The organism is Chitiniphilus eburneus, from assembly GCF_005048205.1.
Classification (GTDB): Bacteria; Pseudomonadota; Gammaproteobacteria; order Burkholderiales; family Chitinibacteraceae; genus Chitiniphilus; species Chitiniphilus eburneus.
On the sequence record NZ_SUMF01000009.1, the window covers coordinates 45,482 to 62,526 of the forward strand.

Below are 17,045 nucleotides of genomic sequence, written 5' to 3' on the forward strand. Positions count from 1 at the left end.
ACCCGAAGGGAAGGATGAAGGCCGGGCGCATCGCGGCGTTGTGCCTCGCTCGTGGGGATCGCCCCACTTCGCTTGGCACGCCTTGCGCTGCATCCCGGCCTTCGTCCTTCGCTCCCATGTTTGAAGGTCGATTCGCCCTGGGGTACGCCGACGTGCACTGGCACAACGGCGGGCGCGCCGGGCTGGCGCTCAGAATTGCCCGCCGAAATTGATCGAGAACAGCGGCGTCGCGTCGAACTCGTCCTCGGTCAGCAGGTTGCCGTTGCTGTCTTCGGTGCGCAGTTTGCCGTTGAGGGCAGCCCCCAGGTAGAGGTCGAGCTTGGTATTGCGCGATGGCGTATAGCCGAAGCGTACGTAGAGCGGGATCATCTCTTCCTGCCCGACACCGCCGCTTGCCAGTGCATTGTCGCGCGCCAGGCGGAAGCGGAACGAGCGATAGGCGCCGCCCGCGCCGATGTCCCACTTGTTGCCCAGGCCGCGATAGCCGAGTTCGAGGCCGGCCGGGCCGGCCGGGCCGGCGGAGAACGGGTTGGACAGATGCCACTGTTCGTCGATGTTCCAGTCGATCATCAGGTAGGGATAGACCCGTGTTTCGTCGATGGCGTTGAACAGCCCCACGCCCAGCCCGACCGTCAGATCGGGCGTGAAGCTGCGGGCCGCGACCGCGGTCACGCCCAGACCCATCGAATCGTTCCGGTCCGCGCCGAGTTCGCCGGCGTAGCTCAGCGATGGCGCCAGCGTGTATTGCCAGTCGCCGGTGCGCCAGTTCAGGTTGATGCCCAGTCCGGCGCGCTGCACGTTGCCCCAGGGAGACTGGCCGTTCCAGGACAGCGGATCGCGGAACTCCCAATCGATGTACTGGTAGGACGCATTGAGGCCGACCGAAAAACCATCGTCGACCGGGAGATCGGTCGCCGCGTTGAGCAACAGGCTGCTGGTCCGTGCCTTGCCCTCGCCATCCAGCGATGCAGTGCCGAGCCAGATGGGCGTGACATCCAGGCGGATGCCGGGCGCGGCGTGCAGTGGCGCCATCGCCGACGACAGGATGAGCAGGCCCGCCAGGGGTGCAACGCGGTTCATGGGTTCGTTCTCCCGGCGCTTGGGCGCCTCTGTTCTTTTGTGCGACTTCCCGTGATGGCAGCCTCGGCAGGCTCGCCCGCACGGCTTTGCGCCGCCGCCGACGTTGGGCGTACACTGGCTTCAGCCCGTTTACGCCTTGGTGCCCCCCTCGGGCGTACCCCGGATCGGCGCCTCCGCCCTATCGCTGGCGATGGGTCGGGGCTGGCTGTGTGGCCAGGCCGATGCCCATTCGGTTCCGTAGCAGGAGAAAAATCGATTGCAGTCCGCCGTTGCCGGCCCCACGGCCTATATCACCCACCCCGCCTGTAGCATGCATGACATGGGGAAAGGGCACCCCGAATGCCCGGAGCGGCTCGCCGCTATTCAAGATAGGCTGATCGCCGCCGGACTGTGGGATTTCCTGCTGCATGTCGATGCGCCACCAGCCACGCTGGCGCAGTTGCTGCGTGTCCACGACATGGCCTACATCGACCGGCTGGCGCTGGTGATTCCCAGTCGCGGCTATGCGCACCTCGACCCCGATACCGCCGTCAACCCTTATAGCCTGCGCGCCGCCTATCATGCAGCCGGTGCCGGCGTGGCCGCAGTCGATCTTGTGATGAGCGGCCGGGCGCAGAACGCATTCTGCGCGGTTCGTCCTCCCGGACATCATGCCGAGCATGCGCGGGCGATGGGCTTCTGCCTGTTCAACAACGTGGCGGTCGCGGCGCGGCACGCGATGGAGGAATACGGCCTGCAACGCGTGGTGATCGCGGATTTCGACGTCCATCACGGCAATGGCACGGAGGATGCGTTCTGCGATGAGCCGCGCGTGCTGATGGTGGGCATCTTCCAGCATCCGTTCTATCCGTACTCCGGCGATACGCCGCGCGGCGCCAATATGCTGAACGTGCCGCTGGCGCGTGGTACTACCGGCAGCGTGTTCCGCGATACCGTCATCGAACGGTGGTTGCCGGCGCTGGACGCCTTCGCACCGGAGCTGGTGCTGATTTCCGCTGGCTTCGATGCCCACCTGGAAGACGACATGTCGTCGATGGGGCTGGTGGAGGCCGACTATGCCTGGGTGACGCGCGAACTGAAGAAAGTGGCCGAGCGCCATGCCCAGGGCCGGCTCGTTTCGATCCTGGAGGGCGGCTACGACCCTTCGGCGCTGGGGCGCAGCGTGGCAGTGCACATCAAGGAACTGGGCGAATTCTGAGCACCCGATGACCGGATCGTCGGTCGAAGATCGCCACGAAAAAGGCCATCCACGAGGATGGCCTTTTTGCTGCCGGACGTTGCTGGCTACAGCACCAGCGTCGCCAGCCAGAACAGCAGGGCGGATAATCCGATGGTGGCGGGCAGGGTGAGAACCCAGGCCATCAGGATGGCACGCACGGTGCCGCCTTGCAGGCCGCTCTTGTTGGCGACCATGGTGCCCGCGACCCCGGACGACAGCACGTGGGTGGTCGAGACCGGCAGGCTGAAGATGTTGGCGAAGCCGATGGAGGCCGCCGCGATGATCTGCGCACACATGCCTTGTGCGTAGGTCATGCCTTGCTTGCCGATCTTCTCGCCCACGGTGAGGACCACGCGCTTCCAGCCGACCATGGTGCCGATGCCCAGTGCGGCCGCCACGGCCAGGATCACCCAGAACGGCGCGTACTCGGTGGTGGCGGTCAAATCCTTGCGCAGGTTGTCGAGGTCGGCTTTCTCCCGTTTCGGTACTTGTGGCAGCTTGCCCACTTTCTTGGCGGTGTCGTCCAGGCACAGCAGGTAACGGCGTACCTGTACGCGGGTATCGGCATCGACGTCGCGATAATCCTTCACGCCGTCCAGCGCCAGCAGCAGTGCGGCAATGGTGGGTTCGGTGGTCTTGGGATCGCAGCGGAAATGCTTGGGCAGCTCGGTGCCGTTGCTGCGGCCCAGTGCCAGGTATTCGGTCAGGGTGCTGGCGTTGCGCTGGTAGAACTGGCGCAGGTGGATGGTGGCGTCGCGGGTGCGTTCGATCTGGTAGGTGGTGCTGTTCAGGTCCAGCACGAACTTGGCGGGTACGATACCGATCAGCACCAGCATGATCAGGCCGATCCCTTTCTGGCCGTCGTTGGAGCCATGGACGAAGCTGACGCCCATGGCGGAGATCACCAGGACCAGCCGGTTCCAGAACGGGGGGTGCTTCTTGCCATCGGAGGAACGCCGGTTTTCCGGGGTCTTGTGCATCTTGGACAGCGGCATCAGCCACTTGAGCACCAGCAGCAACAGGCCGGCCAGCAGGAAGCCGGCGGTGGGCGAGATCAACAGCGACAGGGCGATGTCGATCGCCTTCTTCCAGTTGATGCCTTCCGCCAGCGGGATATGCGTGATCAGTGCGTTGGTCAGGCCGACGCCGAGAATGGAGCCGATCAGCGTGTGTGAACTGGACGCCGGGATGCCGAAGTACCAGGTGCCCAGGTTCCAGATGATCGCGGCCGCCAGCAGCGAGAACACCATCGCCAGCCCGTGGCCGGTGTTCACGTTGATCAGCAGTTCCACCGGTAGCAGGTGGACGATGGCATAGGCCACGCCCACGCCGCCCAGCAATACGCCGAGGAAATTGAAGATGCCGGAAAAGATCACCGCCAGATGGGGTGGCATCGCCTTGGTGTAGATCACTGTGGCGACGGCGTTGGCGGTGTCGTGAAAGCCGTTGATGAACTCGAAGGCGAGAACGAAGGTGAGCGCCAGCACCAGGCTGACGATGACCCAGGGGTCTAGTCCGCTAAATAGATCGAACATGAAGTTTTTGTGTCGCGGGGAGGGGAACGCGGCGAATTATGGCAGAAAACCACCGCGTTCCGTTGTCGACGAGGCCGCCGGTTGTGCGATGTCAATCGTCCTTCATAAGCGGCAGTGGCGCGCCACCCAAGGCTTTGTACAGGGTTGCCAGGTTCGTCGCGCGCTCGTAATCGTGCTGCAACAGTGTGCGCTCGGCGGCACGCAAGGTGTCCTGCGCGGACAGCCAGGTATCGAAGGCCACCGCGCCGGCACGGTAGCGCACCCCCGTCAGCCGCTCCGCCGTCGCGGCATCGTCGCGCTGTGCCACCAGCCGGGCGGTGTCGCCTGTCAGGCGCGTGCGCGCGTCGAGGGCATCCTCCACTTCGCCCAGTGCGCGATAGATGGTCTGTCGATGCGCGATGACGGCCAGTTCGTAGTCCGCGCGGTCGGTCTTGAGCGCCACCTCGCGTTCGTTCCACTGGATGAAGGGCAGCGCCAGCCCGGCGCCCAGCGCGGCGACCGGATTGGACAGCACATCCACCAGCGAACTGCTGCTGCTGCCCACGCTGCCGGTCAACGAGAGGGTCGGCAGCCAGCTTTTGCGCTTGGCTTCGTTATCGGCAAACGATGCCTTCAGCCGCGCTTCGCTGGCCGCGAGGTCGGGCCGGCGCGCCAGCAGTTGCGACGGCAGCCCCGCCGGTACCTCCGGCAGATTGGCGCGTGGCAGCGTCGGTGTCGTGTCCAGCCCGGTTTCGGGGGGAACGTCGAACAGCAGCGCCAGCGCGCGGCGGGTGGCGTTGCGCGTCTGCTGGCTGGCCGCCAGCGTGCTTTCCTGCTGGCTGACCGCGCGGCGTGCCTGGGCGATGTCCAGGCCCGATACCGTGCCGGCCTTGTAGCGCGATTCCACCAGCGCAAAGGTCTTGCGCGCGCTGTCGAGATCGCGCTCGGCCAGCGCCACCTGGGCATTGTTCAGCGCCAGTTGCCAGTACAGGCTGGCGGTATTGGCTTCCAGCGAAACGCGCACCCCCTCCAGGTCGGCGGCGGTGGCGCCCTGGCGCCAGCGCGCGGCCGATTCCTGGTCGGCCAGCCGGCCCCACAGGTCCAGCTCGTAGGACATGCTGAGCGAGGCGTTGTAGCTCTCGCCCAGGCTCTGGTCGCGCCGCAGGTCGCGGTTGGCGGAGATACGGCCGGAAGCGCTCACATCGGGCAGCCGGTCCAGTTGTGCCTGTTCCAGTGCGTAACCGGCCTGCTTCAGCCTGAGCACCGCGCTGGCGACATCGGCATTGCTGGCGCGGGCCCGGGCGATCAGCGCCGCCAGGCCCGGATCGTCGAATGCCTGCCAGAAGGCGTCGGCGCTTGCCAGCTCGCCGTCAGTCGCGGCGGCTTCCCAGGCGACGGGTGTCGTCACCGGGGGCGCGGACCACTGGGTGCTGGCGCAGGCGGTGAACAGCGGCAGTGCGATCAGGTACAGCGAGAGGGTTTTCAGTTTTTTTGTCTTGGGCATCGATAAAACCTATTCGCGTATGCGCGTCATTCGCGCGCGAGTGCTTCGATCGGCGCCAGTTGCGCCGCGCGCCGCGCGGGGAGAAAGCCGAACACCACGCCCACCAGGGTGGCGCAGACCACGGCGGTGAGGATGGATTGCAGCGAGAAGATCATCTGGAAGTCGGTCACCAGCCGGTCCACCACGGCGCCAAGGCCCAGCGACAGGGCGATGCCGATGCCGCCGCCCACCATGCAGACCATGATCGCTTCGATCAGGAATTGCCGCATGATGTCGCTCTGCCGCGCACCCACCGCCATGCGGATGCCGATCTCGTGGGTCCGTTCGGTCACCGACACCAGCATGATGTTCATCACGCCGATGCCGCCCACCACCAGCGAGATCACGCCGATCATGGTCAGGAACATCTTGATGTTGCGCGTGCTGGCTTCCACCGATTCCAGGATGTCCTCCATGTTGCGGGTGTAGAAATCCTGGGTGCCATGCGCCAGCAGCAGGCGCTGGGTCAGCGCTTCCTCGGCGGCCTTGGTCGGCAGGCCTTCGCGGATCTTCACCGTGAGCCGGTTGAAATGCTGCTGGCCGAAGATGCGGCTGGCCGCCGTGGAGTAGGGAACCCAGACCTCCAGGCTGTCGCCGCCCCAACCGCTGGACTTGGCCTCGGCAACGCCGATCACCTGCAACGGCACGTTGCCGATCAGGATGATCTCGCCCAGGCCCGAGCCGGTGTCGAAGAACGTCTTGCGGGTGTTCTCGCCGATCACCGCCACCTGCGCCTGACGCTGCACGTCCTGTTGGCTGAAGTTGCTGCCCTGCTCGATCTTTTGGCCGCGCACGTCGAAGTAGCTGGGTGCGACGCCGTAGACGGTGGCGTTGGAGTCGATATTGCGAAAGCGCATCCGCTGCTGCTTTTGCGACATCGGCGTGACGGCTTCGACATACGGTTCGGCGGCCAGCGCGATCAGGTCCGATTCGCGCAGGGTACGCACCCCGCCGGAGCGGTCATCGGACAAGCCGGAGCCGGGCATGATGTCGATGTTGGTGGCGCCCAGTGACGACAGGTTTTGCAGCACCGATTGCTGCATGCCTTCGCCCAGCGCCACGATGGAGACCACCGAGGCGATGCCGATGATGATGCCGAGCATGGTCAGCAGCGTGCGCAGCCGGTTCGCCACCAGCGAGCGCCAGGCCATGCTGAACGCTTCGAGAAAACGGCCCCAGTTGGCCATCAGGCCGCTGGGATGGGCCGGGGGTGCGGGGCGGTCGCGGGGCTGCGCATCGTCGTGCGCGCCGGGGTTGCGCCGGTCCGCGACGATGCGGCCGTCCTTGATCTCGATGACGCGCTCGGCTTGCGCGGCGACCTGCGCATCGTGCGTCACCAGGATCACGGTGTGGCCGCGTGCGTGCAGTTCCTTCAGCGTGGCCAGCACTTCCTCACCGCTGCGCGAATCGAGCGCGCCGGTGGGCTCGTCGGCCAGGATCACCTCGCCACCGTTCATCAAGGCGCGCGCGATGGAGACGCGCTGTTGTTGCCCGCCGGACAGCTGGCTGGGCCGGTGGTGCAGCCGGTCGGCCAGCCCCAGCCGCCCCAGCAACTGGCCGGCACGCTCGGCGCGCGCTGTGTTGTCCATGCCGGCGTAGATCGCCGGCATCGCTACGTTTTCCTCGGCGTTCAACGCGGAAATCAGGTGGTAACGCTGGAAGATGAAGCCGAAATGCTCGCGGCGCAGCGCGGCCAGGCCGTCGTCGTCCAGGCTGCCCACTTCGATGCCGTCGAAGCGGTAGGAGCCGGCGCTGGGCGAATCCAGCCCGCCCAGGATGTTCATCAGCGTCGATTTGCCGGAACCGGACTGACCCATGATGGCGACCATCTCGCCGCGCCCGATGGCGAGGTGGATGTCGTTGAGGATCACCACTTCGGTATCGCCGGCGGGGAAGCGGCGATACAGGCCGGACAGCGCGATCAGCGGAATGTTGTCGCCCATGTCAGCGAATCCGCGGTCCGCCCATCGGGCCGCCTTGGCGTTGGCGCGTCTGGGTATTGTTGAGGCCGCCGCCGGTGACGACCAGCTCGCCTTCGTTCAGCCCGCTGATTACTTCCACCTGGACATTGTTGTTCAGGCCCACGGTCACGCGGCGCGGTTCGATGGTGCCGTCCGCCTTCTGCACTCGCACCATGCGCGGCTGGCCATTTGCCTGGCCTTCGTCGCGAGGCTTGTGGCTGCGCCGCTCGCCCTTCGCCGCGTCGCTGTGCTGCGCGCCGGCGTTCTGGCGCGGTGCGGAGGCATCGCGCGCCTTGGCGCCGCCCGTGCCATCGCCCCGCGCCATCAGCGCGGTGACCGGAATCATCAGCACATCGCGCTTGGCATCGATGATGAACGACACCTGCGCCGTCATCTGCAACTTGAGCAGGCCGTCCGGGTTCGGCACGTCGAACAGTGCGTTGTAGAAGATGGCGTTGTTCACGGTTTCCGGCTTGGGCTGGACGGCGTCCAGCTTGGCGACGATCCTGCGGTCGGGCGCACCGAGCACGGTGAAGTAGACCGGCATGCCCGCCTTCAGGCGCGGCACGTCCGCCTCGGCCACCTGCGCACGGACCGTCACGACATCCATGTTGGCCAGCGTCAGGATGGTTGGCGCCTGCTGCGTGGCGATCACGGTCTGGCCTTCCTTGGTGGTGATCGACACCACTTCGCCGTCCATGGGCGCCAGGATGCGCGTATAGCCCACATTGGCGCGCGCGGTGTCCAGCTTGATCTGCGACTGCTTGATCTGGGCCGCGATCTGCGCGATCTGCGCGCGGCGGATGCTGAGCTGGATGGCGGCGTCGTCCGCCTCCTTGCGGGCGGTGGCGTCAGCGGCCAGCATTTCCTGCTGGCGGGAGTTTTCCTGTTCGGCCAGCTTGAGCTCCAGTTGGGCGGAGGTCTGCTGGGCCAGCAGGTTGTCCAGCGAGGCCTGGGCTTCCTGCAAGGAGTTCTGCGACAGCGTGGGGTCGATCTCGGCCAGCAACTGGCCCTTTTTCACCCGGTCGCCCAGTTCGACGTGCAGCCTGGTGACCTGGCCGGACGCCTGGGCGCCGACATCCACTTGCTGCGAGGCTTCGATGATGCCGCTGGCGAGCACCGAGACTTCGATGTCGCCGCGCGTGACCGGCGCGGTCAGGACCTCGACGGCGACAGGCTTGCTGGCGGCGCGATACCACCAGCCGAGCCCGGCCAGGATGACGAGCAATGCAAGAAGCCACCAGCGGTAGCGTTTCAGCCGGCGCAGCAGGCTGGAAGAAGTGAAAGGCATGTGATGTCCTGTTGTTCTGGGGTGCCGATGCGCGGCGGGTGTCCCGGTTTGCACCGCGCAGGCAGACGATAACGCGGCCTTATTGTGCATGGTTGACGCGTCCGATGCGCAAAACGTCCGGTTTGTTTACAAAACCAGGACAAACCGGCCGAGCGGGCAAGCATTCAGCGGGGCGGAAGCACGGTTTGCCGCGGTTGCGCCCGTGCCTGGCCGGGATTACAGAGTGGGGACAAAAAGGAGGCACCGGCGCTGGGCCTAGCGCTGGGGGCGGTCACGACGAGCACGATACCGACAGCGTGCGCGCCCAGTCCGGCGGCAACGCCGCGAATTCGTCGTATTCCGGCGTATCGTCGTAGGGATGGGCCAGGGCGGCGGCCAGCCGGTGCAGCGGATCGTGGTCGCCTTGTTGCGCGGCGCGGATCACTTCCTCGGCCAGATGATTGCGCAGCACGTACTTGGGATTCACCGCATTCATCCGGGTGGCGCGTTCGGTGTCGCCCAGGCTGCCATCCTCGCCCAGTCGCGCGCGGTAAGCGGCGACCCACGTGTCGAAGGCGTCGCGGTCCAGCAGCATGTCGCGCAGTTCGGCGGGGATGGCGCCCTGGGCCGGCAGCATGGCCAGCCGGCGCCAGAAGATCGTCCAGTCGGTATGCGCGGCCTGTAGCAGTGCCATCAGGTCGCCGGCAAGGCCCCAGTCTTCTTCGCGCCATTGGCGCAAACCCAGCTTTTGCCGCAACAGGTCGCCGAAATGATCCTCGAAGATCGTCTGGTAGCGCTGCAATGCCTCTACCGCCGCGTCGCGGCCGATCTCGGGCAGCAATGTCTGCGCCAGACAGTGCAGGTTCCACAGGCCGATCTGCGGCTGTTGTTCATAGGAATAGCGGCCACGGTCATCCGAGTGGTTGCAGACGTACCCCGCATCGAAGCCGTCCATGAAGCCGAACGGGCCGTAGTCGAGTGTCAGGCCCAGCAGCGACATGTTGTCGGTATTCATCACTCCGTGGCAGAACCCCACCGCCTGCCAGGCGGCGATCAGGCGTGCGGTGCGTTCGACGACGGCATGCAGCAGCGCGAGATATGGTTGCGCTGTGGCCGCGCATTCGGGGTAAAACTGCGCGATGGTCCAGTCGGCCAGCTCGCGCACGGCATCCTGCTGGTCGCGATGATGAAAATGCTCGAAATGGCCGAAACGCAGGAACGATGGCGCGACGCGCGTCACCACGGCGGCGGTCTCCACCGTCTCGCGCCAGACCGGTTGCGGGCTGCCCACCAGCGCCAGGGCCCGCGTGGTGGGAATCCCCAGCGCGTGCATGGCTTCGGAGCACAAGTACTCGCGGATCGACGAGCGCAGGACGGCGCGGCCGTCGGCGCGCCGCGAATAAGGTGTCTGGCCGGCGCCCTTGAGTTGCAGTTCGCGAATGCCGGCCGGGGTGTCGATTTCCGCCACCAGCATGGCGCGGCCGTCGCCCAGTTGCCCCGCCCAGACCCCGAACTGGTGGCCGCTGTAGACACTGGCAATCTGCGGATACCCGGTGAGCGAACTGTTGCCGGCGAGAAAATCCACCCAGCCGAGCTTGCCCGCCGCGCTATCGAGCCGCAATTCCGTCGCGAGTGCTTCGTTCCAGGCGATCAGCGACGGCTGGGGCAGCGGGGTGGATTGCACCCGGGAGTGGAAACGATCGGGCAGGGCGGCGAAACGAGGTGCCAGCGGCAGGTCGGGAAAGGTATGCTTCATGCTTTGCGCGGTTTGACGCCAAATAGTTGAGTGAATTGATCGGGTATGTTACCCGAAAGCCGGTCCGAGTTCCCGATGAGCGAGAAAACCCCAGTCACTGCCGCCATCCGCGTGCTGCGCCAGCACAAGGTGGCCTATACCGAACACTTGTACGACTACGAAGAGAAAGGCGGCACCGCGGTGTCCGCGCGCGAACTCGGCGTGGCCGAGCACGACGTCATCAAGACCCTGGTGATGGAGGACGACGCCCGGCAGCCCCTGCTGGTGCTGATGCATGGGGATTGCGAAACGTCCACCAAGAACCTGGCGCGCCTGCTGGGCCGCAAGACGATCCAGCCTTGCGCGCCAGAGGTGGCCAATCGCCATTCCGGCTACATGGTTGGCGGCACGTCGCCCTTCGGCACGCGCAAGGCCATGCCGGTGTACATGGAGCGCAGCATCGCCGCGCTGCCGCGCATCTATCTCAACGGCGGCAAGCGGGGTTTCCTGGTGGGGCTGGCGCCGGCCGACGCCATCGCGGTGCTGCGGCCCACGCTGGTGGACGTGGCGATACCCCACGGCGCCTGACCCGCCTTTGCATCTTCAACAGATACCAACCGATCCTGGATTTCCCATGACCATACTGCCCAGCATCCTTCACGATCAGATTACCGCCTTGCTCGACGCCGGGGATCGCCTGTTCGAGAAGGGCAACGACACCGCCGCGCTGGCCAAGTACCGCGAAGCGGAGGCATTGCTGCCCACCGAGCGCGAGCGCTTCGAAGCCAGCACCATGGTCGTGGCTGCCATCGGCGATACGCTGTTCCAGTTGGCCCAGTACCCGCTGGTGATCGACACGCTGTTGCCGGCGCTGGGTTACCCGGATGGCGAGGACAACCCGTTCATCCATCTGCGGCTGGGACAGAGCCTGCTGGAAACCGGCGAAGAGGCCCGCGCACTGGCGCACCTGGCGCAGGCCTTCGAATATGGTGGCCTGGATGTATACGAAGACGAGGACGACAAATACCTCGACTTCCTCAAGGCCCGTATCGACTTCTGATCGCGTGGGCGCCGCCCGCGCGATCCCGAACCCACCGGAAGGAGCGCCTCCATGGCTGTCCGTTTGCTGGTTTTCAAGCTTGCCGTGAGCAGCAGCTACGCCGAGAACATCGAGTACGAGGCCGAAGGCGATGACTTCGATACAGTGCAATGGTGGCTGGGCGCGGACGAAGCGTGGCGCGTGCGGACCTACGCGGTCGATCACGACATCCATGTGCATCACGTAGCGCAGCCGCTGGCGGAAACCCTGGCGCGGCAGAACACGGAGAAGCACTACGGCGACGTGCTGGGCGAGACGTTGGCCTTCGATCTGGCCGGCGTGGACGACGCGGCCGGCATTGCGCGGATCGCGACGCAACTGGGCGGGCGCTTCGACGTGGCCGGCAATGGTCATTACGGCTTCTGGAACCCGACGGCGGCCGATTACAGTACCAAGACCCAACCCGAATAGAATCCGATCGCAACAAAAAAGGAAACGCATGGGACACCGGCTCAGCAAGATTACCACCCGCACCGGCGACGACGGCAGCACCGGCCTGGGCGACGGCAGCCGGGTCGGCAAGGATCACCCGCGCATCGCGGCGCTGGGCGACGTGGATGAATTGAACTCGCAACTCGGCGCGGTGCTGGCCGAGGACGTACCGGCTGCCTTGCGCGACAGCCTGGGCCGCGTGCAGAACGATCTATTCGACCTGGGCGGCGAGTTGGCGATTCCGGGCCGGGAGGCCCTGACCGAGGCACAACTGGCACGGCTGGAGGACGAAGTGGCGCGCTTCAATGCCGAACTGGCGCCATTGAAGGAATTCATCCTGCCCGGTGGCGGCCGCGCTGCGGCGCAATTGCATCTGGCGCGTTGCGTCTGCCGCCGCGCCGAGCGCAGCCTGGTGGCGCTGGGGCGGGAACAGGCGCTGCCGCCCACCGGGGCACGCTATCTGAACCGCCTGTCCGACCTGTTGTTCATCCTGGCGCGCGCGGCCAACGGGCATGCCGGGGTACCGGATGTGCTGTGGCGCCCCGGCTTGAACGCCTGATCGGCAAGCACCGGCGCGGCCGTATCGTGGCCGCGCCGCCGTTTGCCCACCTTGCGGCATCGGGAGCCGGCCACTGGCGCCCCTCCCGGCAAGCCGTCATCCTGCGTTTTTGCTTCGATTTCCCTTCATGACCGTCAATCCCCTCCTGCGCGCCCGCATCGCCACCATGGCGTTGTTCTTTGCCAGCGGCGCGAGCTACGCCACCTGGGGCGTGCACATTCCCACTATCAAGGCGCGTTTCGCACTTTCCGATGCCGAACTGTCGGTGGCGATGTTCGCCGTGGCGGGCGGCGCCATCCTGGCGATGAAATCGCTGGGGGCCTGGGTGGCGCGGGTCGGCAGCGACCGGGCTTCGGTGCAGGGCGCGCTGGCGTTCGCGCTGAGCACCGCATTGCTGATGGCGATGCCGGGTTTCTGGACCTTGCTGCCGCTGCTGGCATTGTTCGGTGCGGCCAACGCGGCCTATGACGTGGCGATGAACGCGCAGGCGGCCACCGTTGAGGCGCATTGCGGCAAGCCGATCATGAGCGGCCTGCACGGCATGTTCAGCCTGGGCGGCATGATCGGCGCGGCGGTGGGCGGCTCGCTGATCGCGGCGGGCGTTGCGCCGCTGGCGCATTGCATCGGCATGGCGATCATCACCGCCGCCGTCGCATTGCTGTCCTCACGCGTGCTGTTGGCCGACCATCCGCCCGTTCCGCTCGGGGCCGGACAGCATCGGCAGGCCAATCGCCTGTTGTGGATCCTGGGCATCCTGGCGTTCTTCGGGTTGGTGGGCGAGGGCGCGATGTATGACTGGAGCGCCGTCTACATGAAGGAGACGGTCGGTGCCACGCCGTATTGGGTCGGCTGGGGCTACGCGGCATTCTCGGCGGGCATGGCCGGTGGGCGCTTCGGCGGGGACTGGCTACGCGCGCGGCTGGGGGCGGTGCAGTTGCTGCGCTGGTCCGGCTGGACCGGGTTCGTCGGCATCGTGCTGGCCTTGTTGTGGCCCGATACGGCGCCGACGCTGATCGGCTTTGCGCTGATGGGGCTGGGCGCGGCCAATCTGGTGCCGATCTTCTTCGTCGGAGCCTCGCGCATCGAGGGCGTCACGCCCGCCGAGGGCATCGCCAGCGTGGCGCGGCTGGCGTACGTCGGCATGCTGCTGGGCCCGGTGCTGATCGGCGCCCTGACGCACGCCACCAGCCTGCGCGTCGGGCTGGCGCTGGTGGCGGCCAGCGTGGCGCTGATCGCGATTGCCGGCCCACGGCAGTTGCGCCGGGTGGCGGTGGGCTAGCGCTGCCGCGATACATTGGATGACACGCCCTGGGTCGATTCGCCCGCTACAACCACTGTGCGTGCTGGGCGATGCGCGCCGGATACATGTTCACGTAATGCACCACGCGTGGCTGGTTGGCGAGGTTGGGGCGGCTACCGTGCGGTAGTGCCTGTTGCCAGATCACCAGATCGCCCGCCTCGCCGCCGATCGGGATGGCGCCGAGCGTATCCAGATCCTGCCCGCGTGGATCGGCACCCGGTGGCAGCGTGGCCAGCCAGTCGGCAATGCGGTGCTGGAAGCCCGGCACCAGCGTCAGCGCACCTTGTTCCGGCCGGGTATTGGTGAGATAGACCAATCCCTGCGTGGCGAAGGGGATAGGCTGTGCCAGGCTGACGTCCCAGTGCAGGTGCGGCCCCTGGAATACATGGTCGGGCCGCTGCGGCGGGTTGAAGCTGACCCGGTCGGTGGTGGGCCACAGGTCCGCATGGCCCCAAAGCTGGGCAAACGCCTTGTGGATGCGCGGCGATGCGCGGATCGCGGCCAGCGCCGGGTGCTGGAAAAGCTGCACCATGATGCCCTGGCGCGTGCCGCCATACCAGGTATCGGGTTGCGCCGGATCGGCGCCCAGGTGGGTGAATACCGCCGACGCGGCAGCGGCGGCCTGCGCCGGCGATATCGCTTTGCGCAGCACGACGTAGCCCGCTTGTTCCCACTGCGCCAGGTCGGCGTCGCTCAGCACGGGCTCGGCGCTTTCCACCCGGTGCAGCAGATCGGGCGCGGGCGACGGCTGGCCGAGCAGCGCGGCATTCAGGCGTGCGACGCGGGCCCGGTCGGGGGGGCCGGCGATGTCGATGATCCAGCGCTCGAAGGCTGCGAAATCCGGCGCCTGCTGGTTCACGTAGCCGATGGCCTGTTCCAGGCCCACGCCCACGCCGTGCAGCGCCAACCGGTCCAGATGACCTTCATCCATGGGCACGGGTTCGATATGCCCGAGCCGGGCGGCGCACAGCCGCGACTACAGTCGTTTCAACTGGCAGACGCCGAGCATGCCGGTTTCGGCGCGCTCGACGAGGGTTCGGGCTGCGGTGCTCATGATTTGCCGCCCGGGCGCCATGCCATTTTCATGTAGCGGCCGCCGCCTGCCAGTTCGTCCAGCATCTGGCGGATTCGCTGGTCGCGGGTGGCATCCCGCCGGGCTCGGGCGATCCAGGCCAGGTAGTCGTTGCGCTGGTAGGGCGGCCGCGCCTCATAGGCGGCAAGCAGACCCGGTTCGACCAGTGCCTGGCGGATGGCCCCGGGCATGGGCTGGAGCGGGCGCTTCAGGGTGGAGCCGTGGTTCATGCCTGTTCCGGGAGGGTGCTACGCGCTGCGTCCGTCGTAGGGCTGGCGCTTCAGCGCGGCGAGGTCGATGTCTTCCAGGCAGCGGGCGTTGATGGCGGCGATCTCGTTGCCGTGCGGATCGGTGCCGGTACCGAACGGCCCGCAGCCACATACCGGGCAGAAATGGTGACGGATACGGTGGGTGTTGAAGGTGTAGGTGGTGATGTCGCCCTCGGGCGTGGCAAGGCGCAGGTTCTGGCGTGGCACGAAGAACAGCAGGTGACCGCGCCGCTGGCAGATCGAGCAGTTGCAGTCGAGCACCTGCTCCACCGGCTCGCTTTCCACTTCATAGGCAATGCGACCGCAATGACAGCTTCCGTGGTAGATCATGGGAACACCTCGCAGGGGACGGGCGATTGAGGACGCGCGGGGTCTATTGCCGCGCGGTGCGGCGGTTGCCGGGCGGCGGGCCGCTGAAGTTACTGCGATAAGGGTTGATGTCCAGCCCGCCGCGCCGCGTATAGCGAGCATAGACTGCCAGCTTCATCGGTTTGCAGGCGCGCAGGATGTCCATGAAGATGCGCTCGACGCATTGTTCGTGGAATTCGTTGTGTTCGCGGAACGAGATCAGGTAGCGCAGCAGTGATTCGCGGTTGATCGGGGCACCAACATAGCGGATCTGTACGCTGGCCCAATCGGGCTGGCCGGTGACGAGGCAATTGGACTTGAGCAGGTTGGACACCAGCGCCTCGTCCACTGGTGACGGCGCTTCGTCACAGTGGAGCAGGCCGGGCTGCGGGCTATAGGTATCGATCTCGATATCGAGGTTGTCGATGCAGTAGCCATCGAGTTCGGCGAAGCGCAGGCCGGCGAACTGCTCGGGCAATGCCAGCTCCACCTGTACTGGCGCGCCGGCCGCACGCGACAGGTCGTCGCGCAGCATGGCGAGCAGCGCATCGGCGCTGTCCAGCCGGGTCTGGTTGAAGCTGTTGAGATAGAGCTTGAACGACTTGGATTCGACGATGTTGGGGCTGTCCGCCGGGATGTGGAACACCGCCGTGGCCACCTGGGGCTTGCCGCGCGCATTCAGCCAGGACAACTCATAGCCGTTCCAGATATCCACGCCCATGAATGGCAAGGCGCCCTTCACGCCGATTTCGTCCCGCTTGCCCTGGCGCGGGATGGGAAACAACAGGCTGGGGTCGTATTGCATCTGGTAGCTGACCGCCTTGCCGAGTGGCGAGTGCTGGGCGTCGCTCATGGAAATCCTTTGCTGGCTGATCCGGGGAGGTGTGAGTGTAGCGCGTGCCGTGGATAAAACCGCGCTGACCGCACCACGGCGCCGCCGCTCACGCCGGTGATGTTACACGGCTGGCCGAGGCGGCTTCGCCGAAGCGCATGACGAAGAAAGCCCGCTTTGCGGCGGGCTGCACCGAATCAACCGGTACGGGCTTCAATACTTGCGGATCAGCCCCACCATCACGCCGAAGATTTCCAGCCCTTCCTGCGGGCGGATCGGCTCGTAGCCGGCATTGTGCGGCAGCAGCAGATAGCCCTGCTTGTCGCGCGCCAGTTCTTTCAGCGTGTATTCGCCATCGACGATGGCGACGACGATCTCGCCCAGGTTGGCGGAATGCCGTTTTTCCACCACCGCGATATCGCCGTCGTGGATGCCGGCCTCGACCATCGAGTCGCCGCGTACCTTGATCAGTACGCTGCTGCTAGGGCGGGGAATCAGGTATTCGTCGACAGTGAGCGCTTCGCTCATGGCGTCGTTGGCGGCGGCGGGCAGGCCGGCGGGCACGTTGAAATCGGCCAGGTCGCGCTCGAAGAAGCGTTTGGTCGGCGCCAGCCGTCGATCCGGCGTGGTTTCGAGGTAGCCGGCGAGGGTCAGGCGCTTGACCAGCGCCGATACCGCCGATTTGGATGCCATGCCCAGCATTTCGCCGATCACGGCGTAGGAGGGCAGGCTGCGATAGTCGGTGTAGTAGTCCTGGAGCTTGCCCAGGTACTCGTGGTCTCGGTTCGGGTTGCCCATGCGTCACTCCTCGA

The 17,045-nt window shown here is 66.2% G+C and carries 17 protein-coding genes; 6 read left to right on the top strand and 11 right to left on the bottom strand.

Annotated elements, in window-relative coordinates; genetic code table 11:
• Positions 1 to 189: 189 nt before the first annotated feature.
• The gene (locus FAZ21_RS10000) at positions 190 to 1,080 is read right to left on the bottom strand and encodes a hypothetical protein (RefSeq protein ID WP_136773306.1); all 891 of its coding nucleotides are present in this window, start codon (positions 1,078 to 1,080) and stop codon (positions 190 to 192) included.
• A gap of 256 nt (positions 1,081 to 1,336) precedes the next feature.
• Here FAZ21_RS10000 and FAZ21_RS10005 point away from each other — a divergent pair, with 256 nt between their 5' ends.
• Positions 1,337 to 2,278: a histone deacetylase family protein gene (locus FAZ21_RS10005; protein WP_211243426.1), complete on the top strand. Its 942-nt coding sequence runs from the start codon at positions 1,337 to 1,339 to the stop codon at positions 2,276 to 2,278.
• Between the two features lie 86 nt (positions 2,279 to 2,364).
• Here the strand turns inward: FAZ21_RS10005 and FAZ21_RS10010 are convergent, their stop codons facing one another.
• The 5 genes from FAZ21_RS10010 to FAZ21_RS10030 all read right to left on the bottom strand — a co-directional run bounded on the left by FAZ21_RS10010 (position 2,365) and on the right by FAZ21_RS10030 (position 10,343).
• A complete protein-coding gene (locus FAZ21_RS10010) occupies positions 2,365 to 3,834 on the bottom strand; it encodes an inorganic phosphate transporter (protein WP_136773307.1) in 1,470 nt (489 codons plus the stop codon).
• A gap of 91 nt (positions 3,835 to 3,925) precedes the next feature.
• Positions 3,926 to 5,317 (bottom strand): efflux transporter outer membrane subunit, encoded by a 1,392-nt coding sequence (locus FAZ21_RS10015; protein ID WP_136773308.1) that lies wholly within the window; start codon positions 5,315 to 5,317, stop codon positions 3,926 to 3,928.
• A 26-nt stretch (positions 5,318 to 5,343) separates the two neighbouring features.
• Positions 5,344 to 7,299, bottom strand: a complete 1,956-nt coding sequence (locus tag FAZ21_RS10020; RefSeq protein WP_136773309.1) for a MacB family efflux pump subunit — start codon at positions 7,297 to 7,299, stop codon at positions 5,344 to 5,346.
• Between the two features lies 1 nt (position 7,300).
• The gene (macA, locus tag FAZ21_RS10025) at positions 7,301 to 8,608 is read right to left on the bottom strand and encodes a macrolide transporter subunit MacA (RefSeq protein ID WP_169307338.1); all 1,308 of its coding nucleotides are present in this window, start codon (positions 8,606 to 8,608) and stop codon (positions 7,301 to 7,303) included.
• A gap of 271 nt (positions 8,609 to 8,879) precedes the next feature.
• Positions 8,880 to 10,343 carry a protein adenylyltransferase SelO gene (locus FAZ21_RS10030; protein WP_136773311.1) on the bottom strand — a complete coding sequence of 488 codons (1,464 nt, stop codon included), beginning with the start codon at positions 10,341 to 10,343 and terminating at the stop codon, positions 8,880 to 8,882.
• Between the two features lie 75 nt (positions 10,344 to 10,418).
• Here FAZ21_RS10030 and ybaK point away from each other — a divergent pair, with 75 nt between their 5' ends.
• The 5 genes from ybaK to FAZ21_RS10055 all read left to right on the top strand — a co-directional run bounded on the left by ybaK (position 10,419) and on the right by FAZ21_RS10055 (position 13,691).
• A complete protein-coding gene (gene ybaK, locus FAZ21_RS10035; RefSeq protein ID WP_136773312.1) occupies positions 10,419 to 10,910 on the top strand; it encodes a Cys-tRNA(Pro) deacylase in 492 nt (163 codons plus the stop codon).
• Positions 10,911 to 10,956: 46 nt separating this feature from the next.
• Entirely contained in the window at positions 10,957 to 11,382 is a 426-nt protein-coding gene (locus FAZ21_RS10040; RefSeq protein ID WP_136773313.1) for a tetratricopeptide repeat protein, read from the top strand.
• 51 nt (positions 11,383 to 11,433) lie between these two features.
• The gene (locus tag FAZ21_RS10045; protein WP_136773314.1) at positions 11,434 to 11,832 is read left to right on the top strand and encodes a hypothetical protein; all 399 of its coding nucleotides are present in this window, start codon (positions 11,434 to 11,436) and stop codon (positions 11,830 to 11,832) included.
• Between the two features lie 28 nt (positions 11,833 to 11,860).
• Entirely contained in the window at positions 11,861 to 12,412 is a 552-nt protein-coding gene (locus tag FAZ21_RS10050) for a cob(I)yrinic acid a,c-diamide adenosyltransferase (protein WP_136773315.1), read from the top strand.
• A gap of 127 nt (positions 12,413 to 12,539) precedes the next feature.
• A complete protein-coding gene (locus tag FAZ21_RS10055; protein WP_136773316.1) occupies positions 12,540 to 13,691 on the top strand; it encodes an MFS transporter in 1,152 nt (383 codons plus the stop codon).
• Between the two features lie 46 nt (positions 13,692 to 13,737).
• On the opposite strand, the gene FAZ21_RS10060 is transcribed toward FAZ21_RS10055, so the two are convergent.
• From FAZ21_RS10060 to FAZ21_RS10080, 5 genes are all read right to left on the bottom strand, one after another.
• Positions 13,738 to 14,643: a phytanoyl-CoA dioxygenase family protein gene (locus FAZ21_RS10060; RefSeq protein ID WP_211243427.1), complete on the bottom strand. Its 906-nt coding sequence runs from the start codon at positions 14,641 to 14,643 to the stop codon at positions 13,738 to 13,740.
• A gap of 119 nt (positions 14,644 to 14,762) precedes the next feature.
• Positions 14,763 to 15,014 carry a YdeI/OmpD-associated family protein gene (locus tag FAZ21_RS10065; RefSeq protein WP_169307339.1) on the bottom strand — a complete coding sequence of 84 codons (252 nt, stop codon included), beginning with the start codon at positions 15,012 to 15,014 and terminating at the stop codon, positions 14,763 to 14,765.
• An 18-nt stretch (positions 15,015 to 15,032) separates the two neighbouring features.
• Positions 15,033 to 15,383, bottom strand: a complete 351-nt coding sequence (locus FAZ21_RS10070; protein ID WP_136773317.1) for a GFA family protein — start codon at positions 15,381 to 15,383, stop codon at positions 15,033 to 15,035.
• A gap of 43 nt (positions 15,384 to 15,426) precedes the next feature.
• Entirely contained in the window at positions 15,427 to 16,254 is an 828-nt protein-coding gene (gene queF, locus FAZ21_RS10075; RefSeq protein ID WP_136773318.1) for an NADPH-dependent 7-cyano-7-deazaguanine reductase QueF, read from the bottom strand.
• 192 nt (positions 16,255 to 16,446) lie between these two features.
• The gene (locus tag FAZ21_RS10080; protein WP_136773319.1) at positions 16,447 to 17,031 is read right to left on the bottom strand and encodes a LexA family protein; all 585 of its coding nucleotides are present in this window, start codon (positions 17,029 to 17,031) and stop codon (positions 16,447 to 16,449) included.
• Between the last annotated feature and the right edge of the window lie 14 nt (positions 17,032 to 17,045).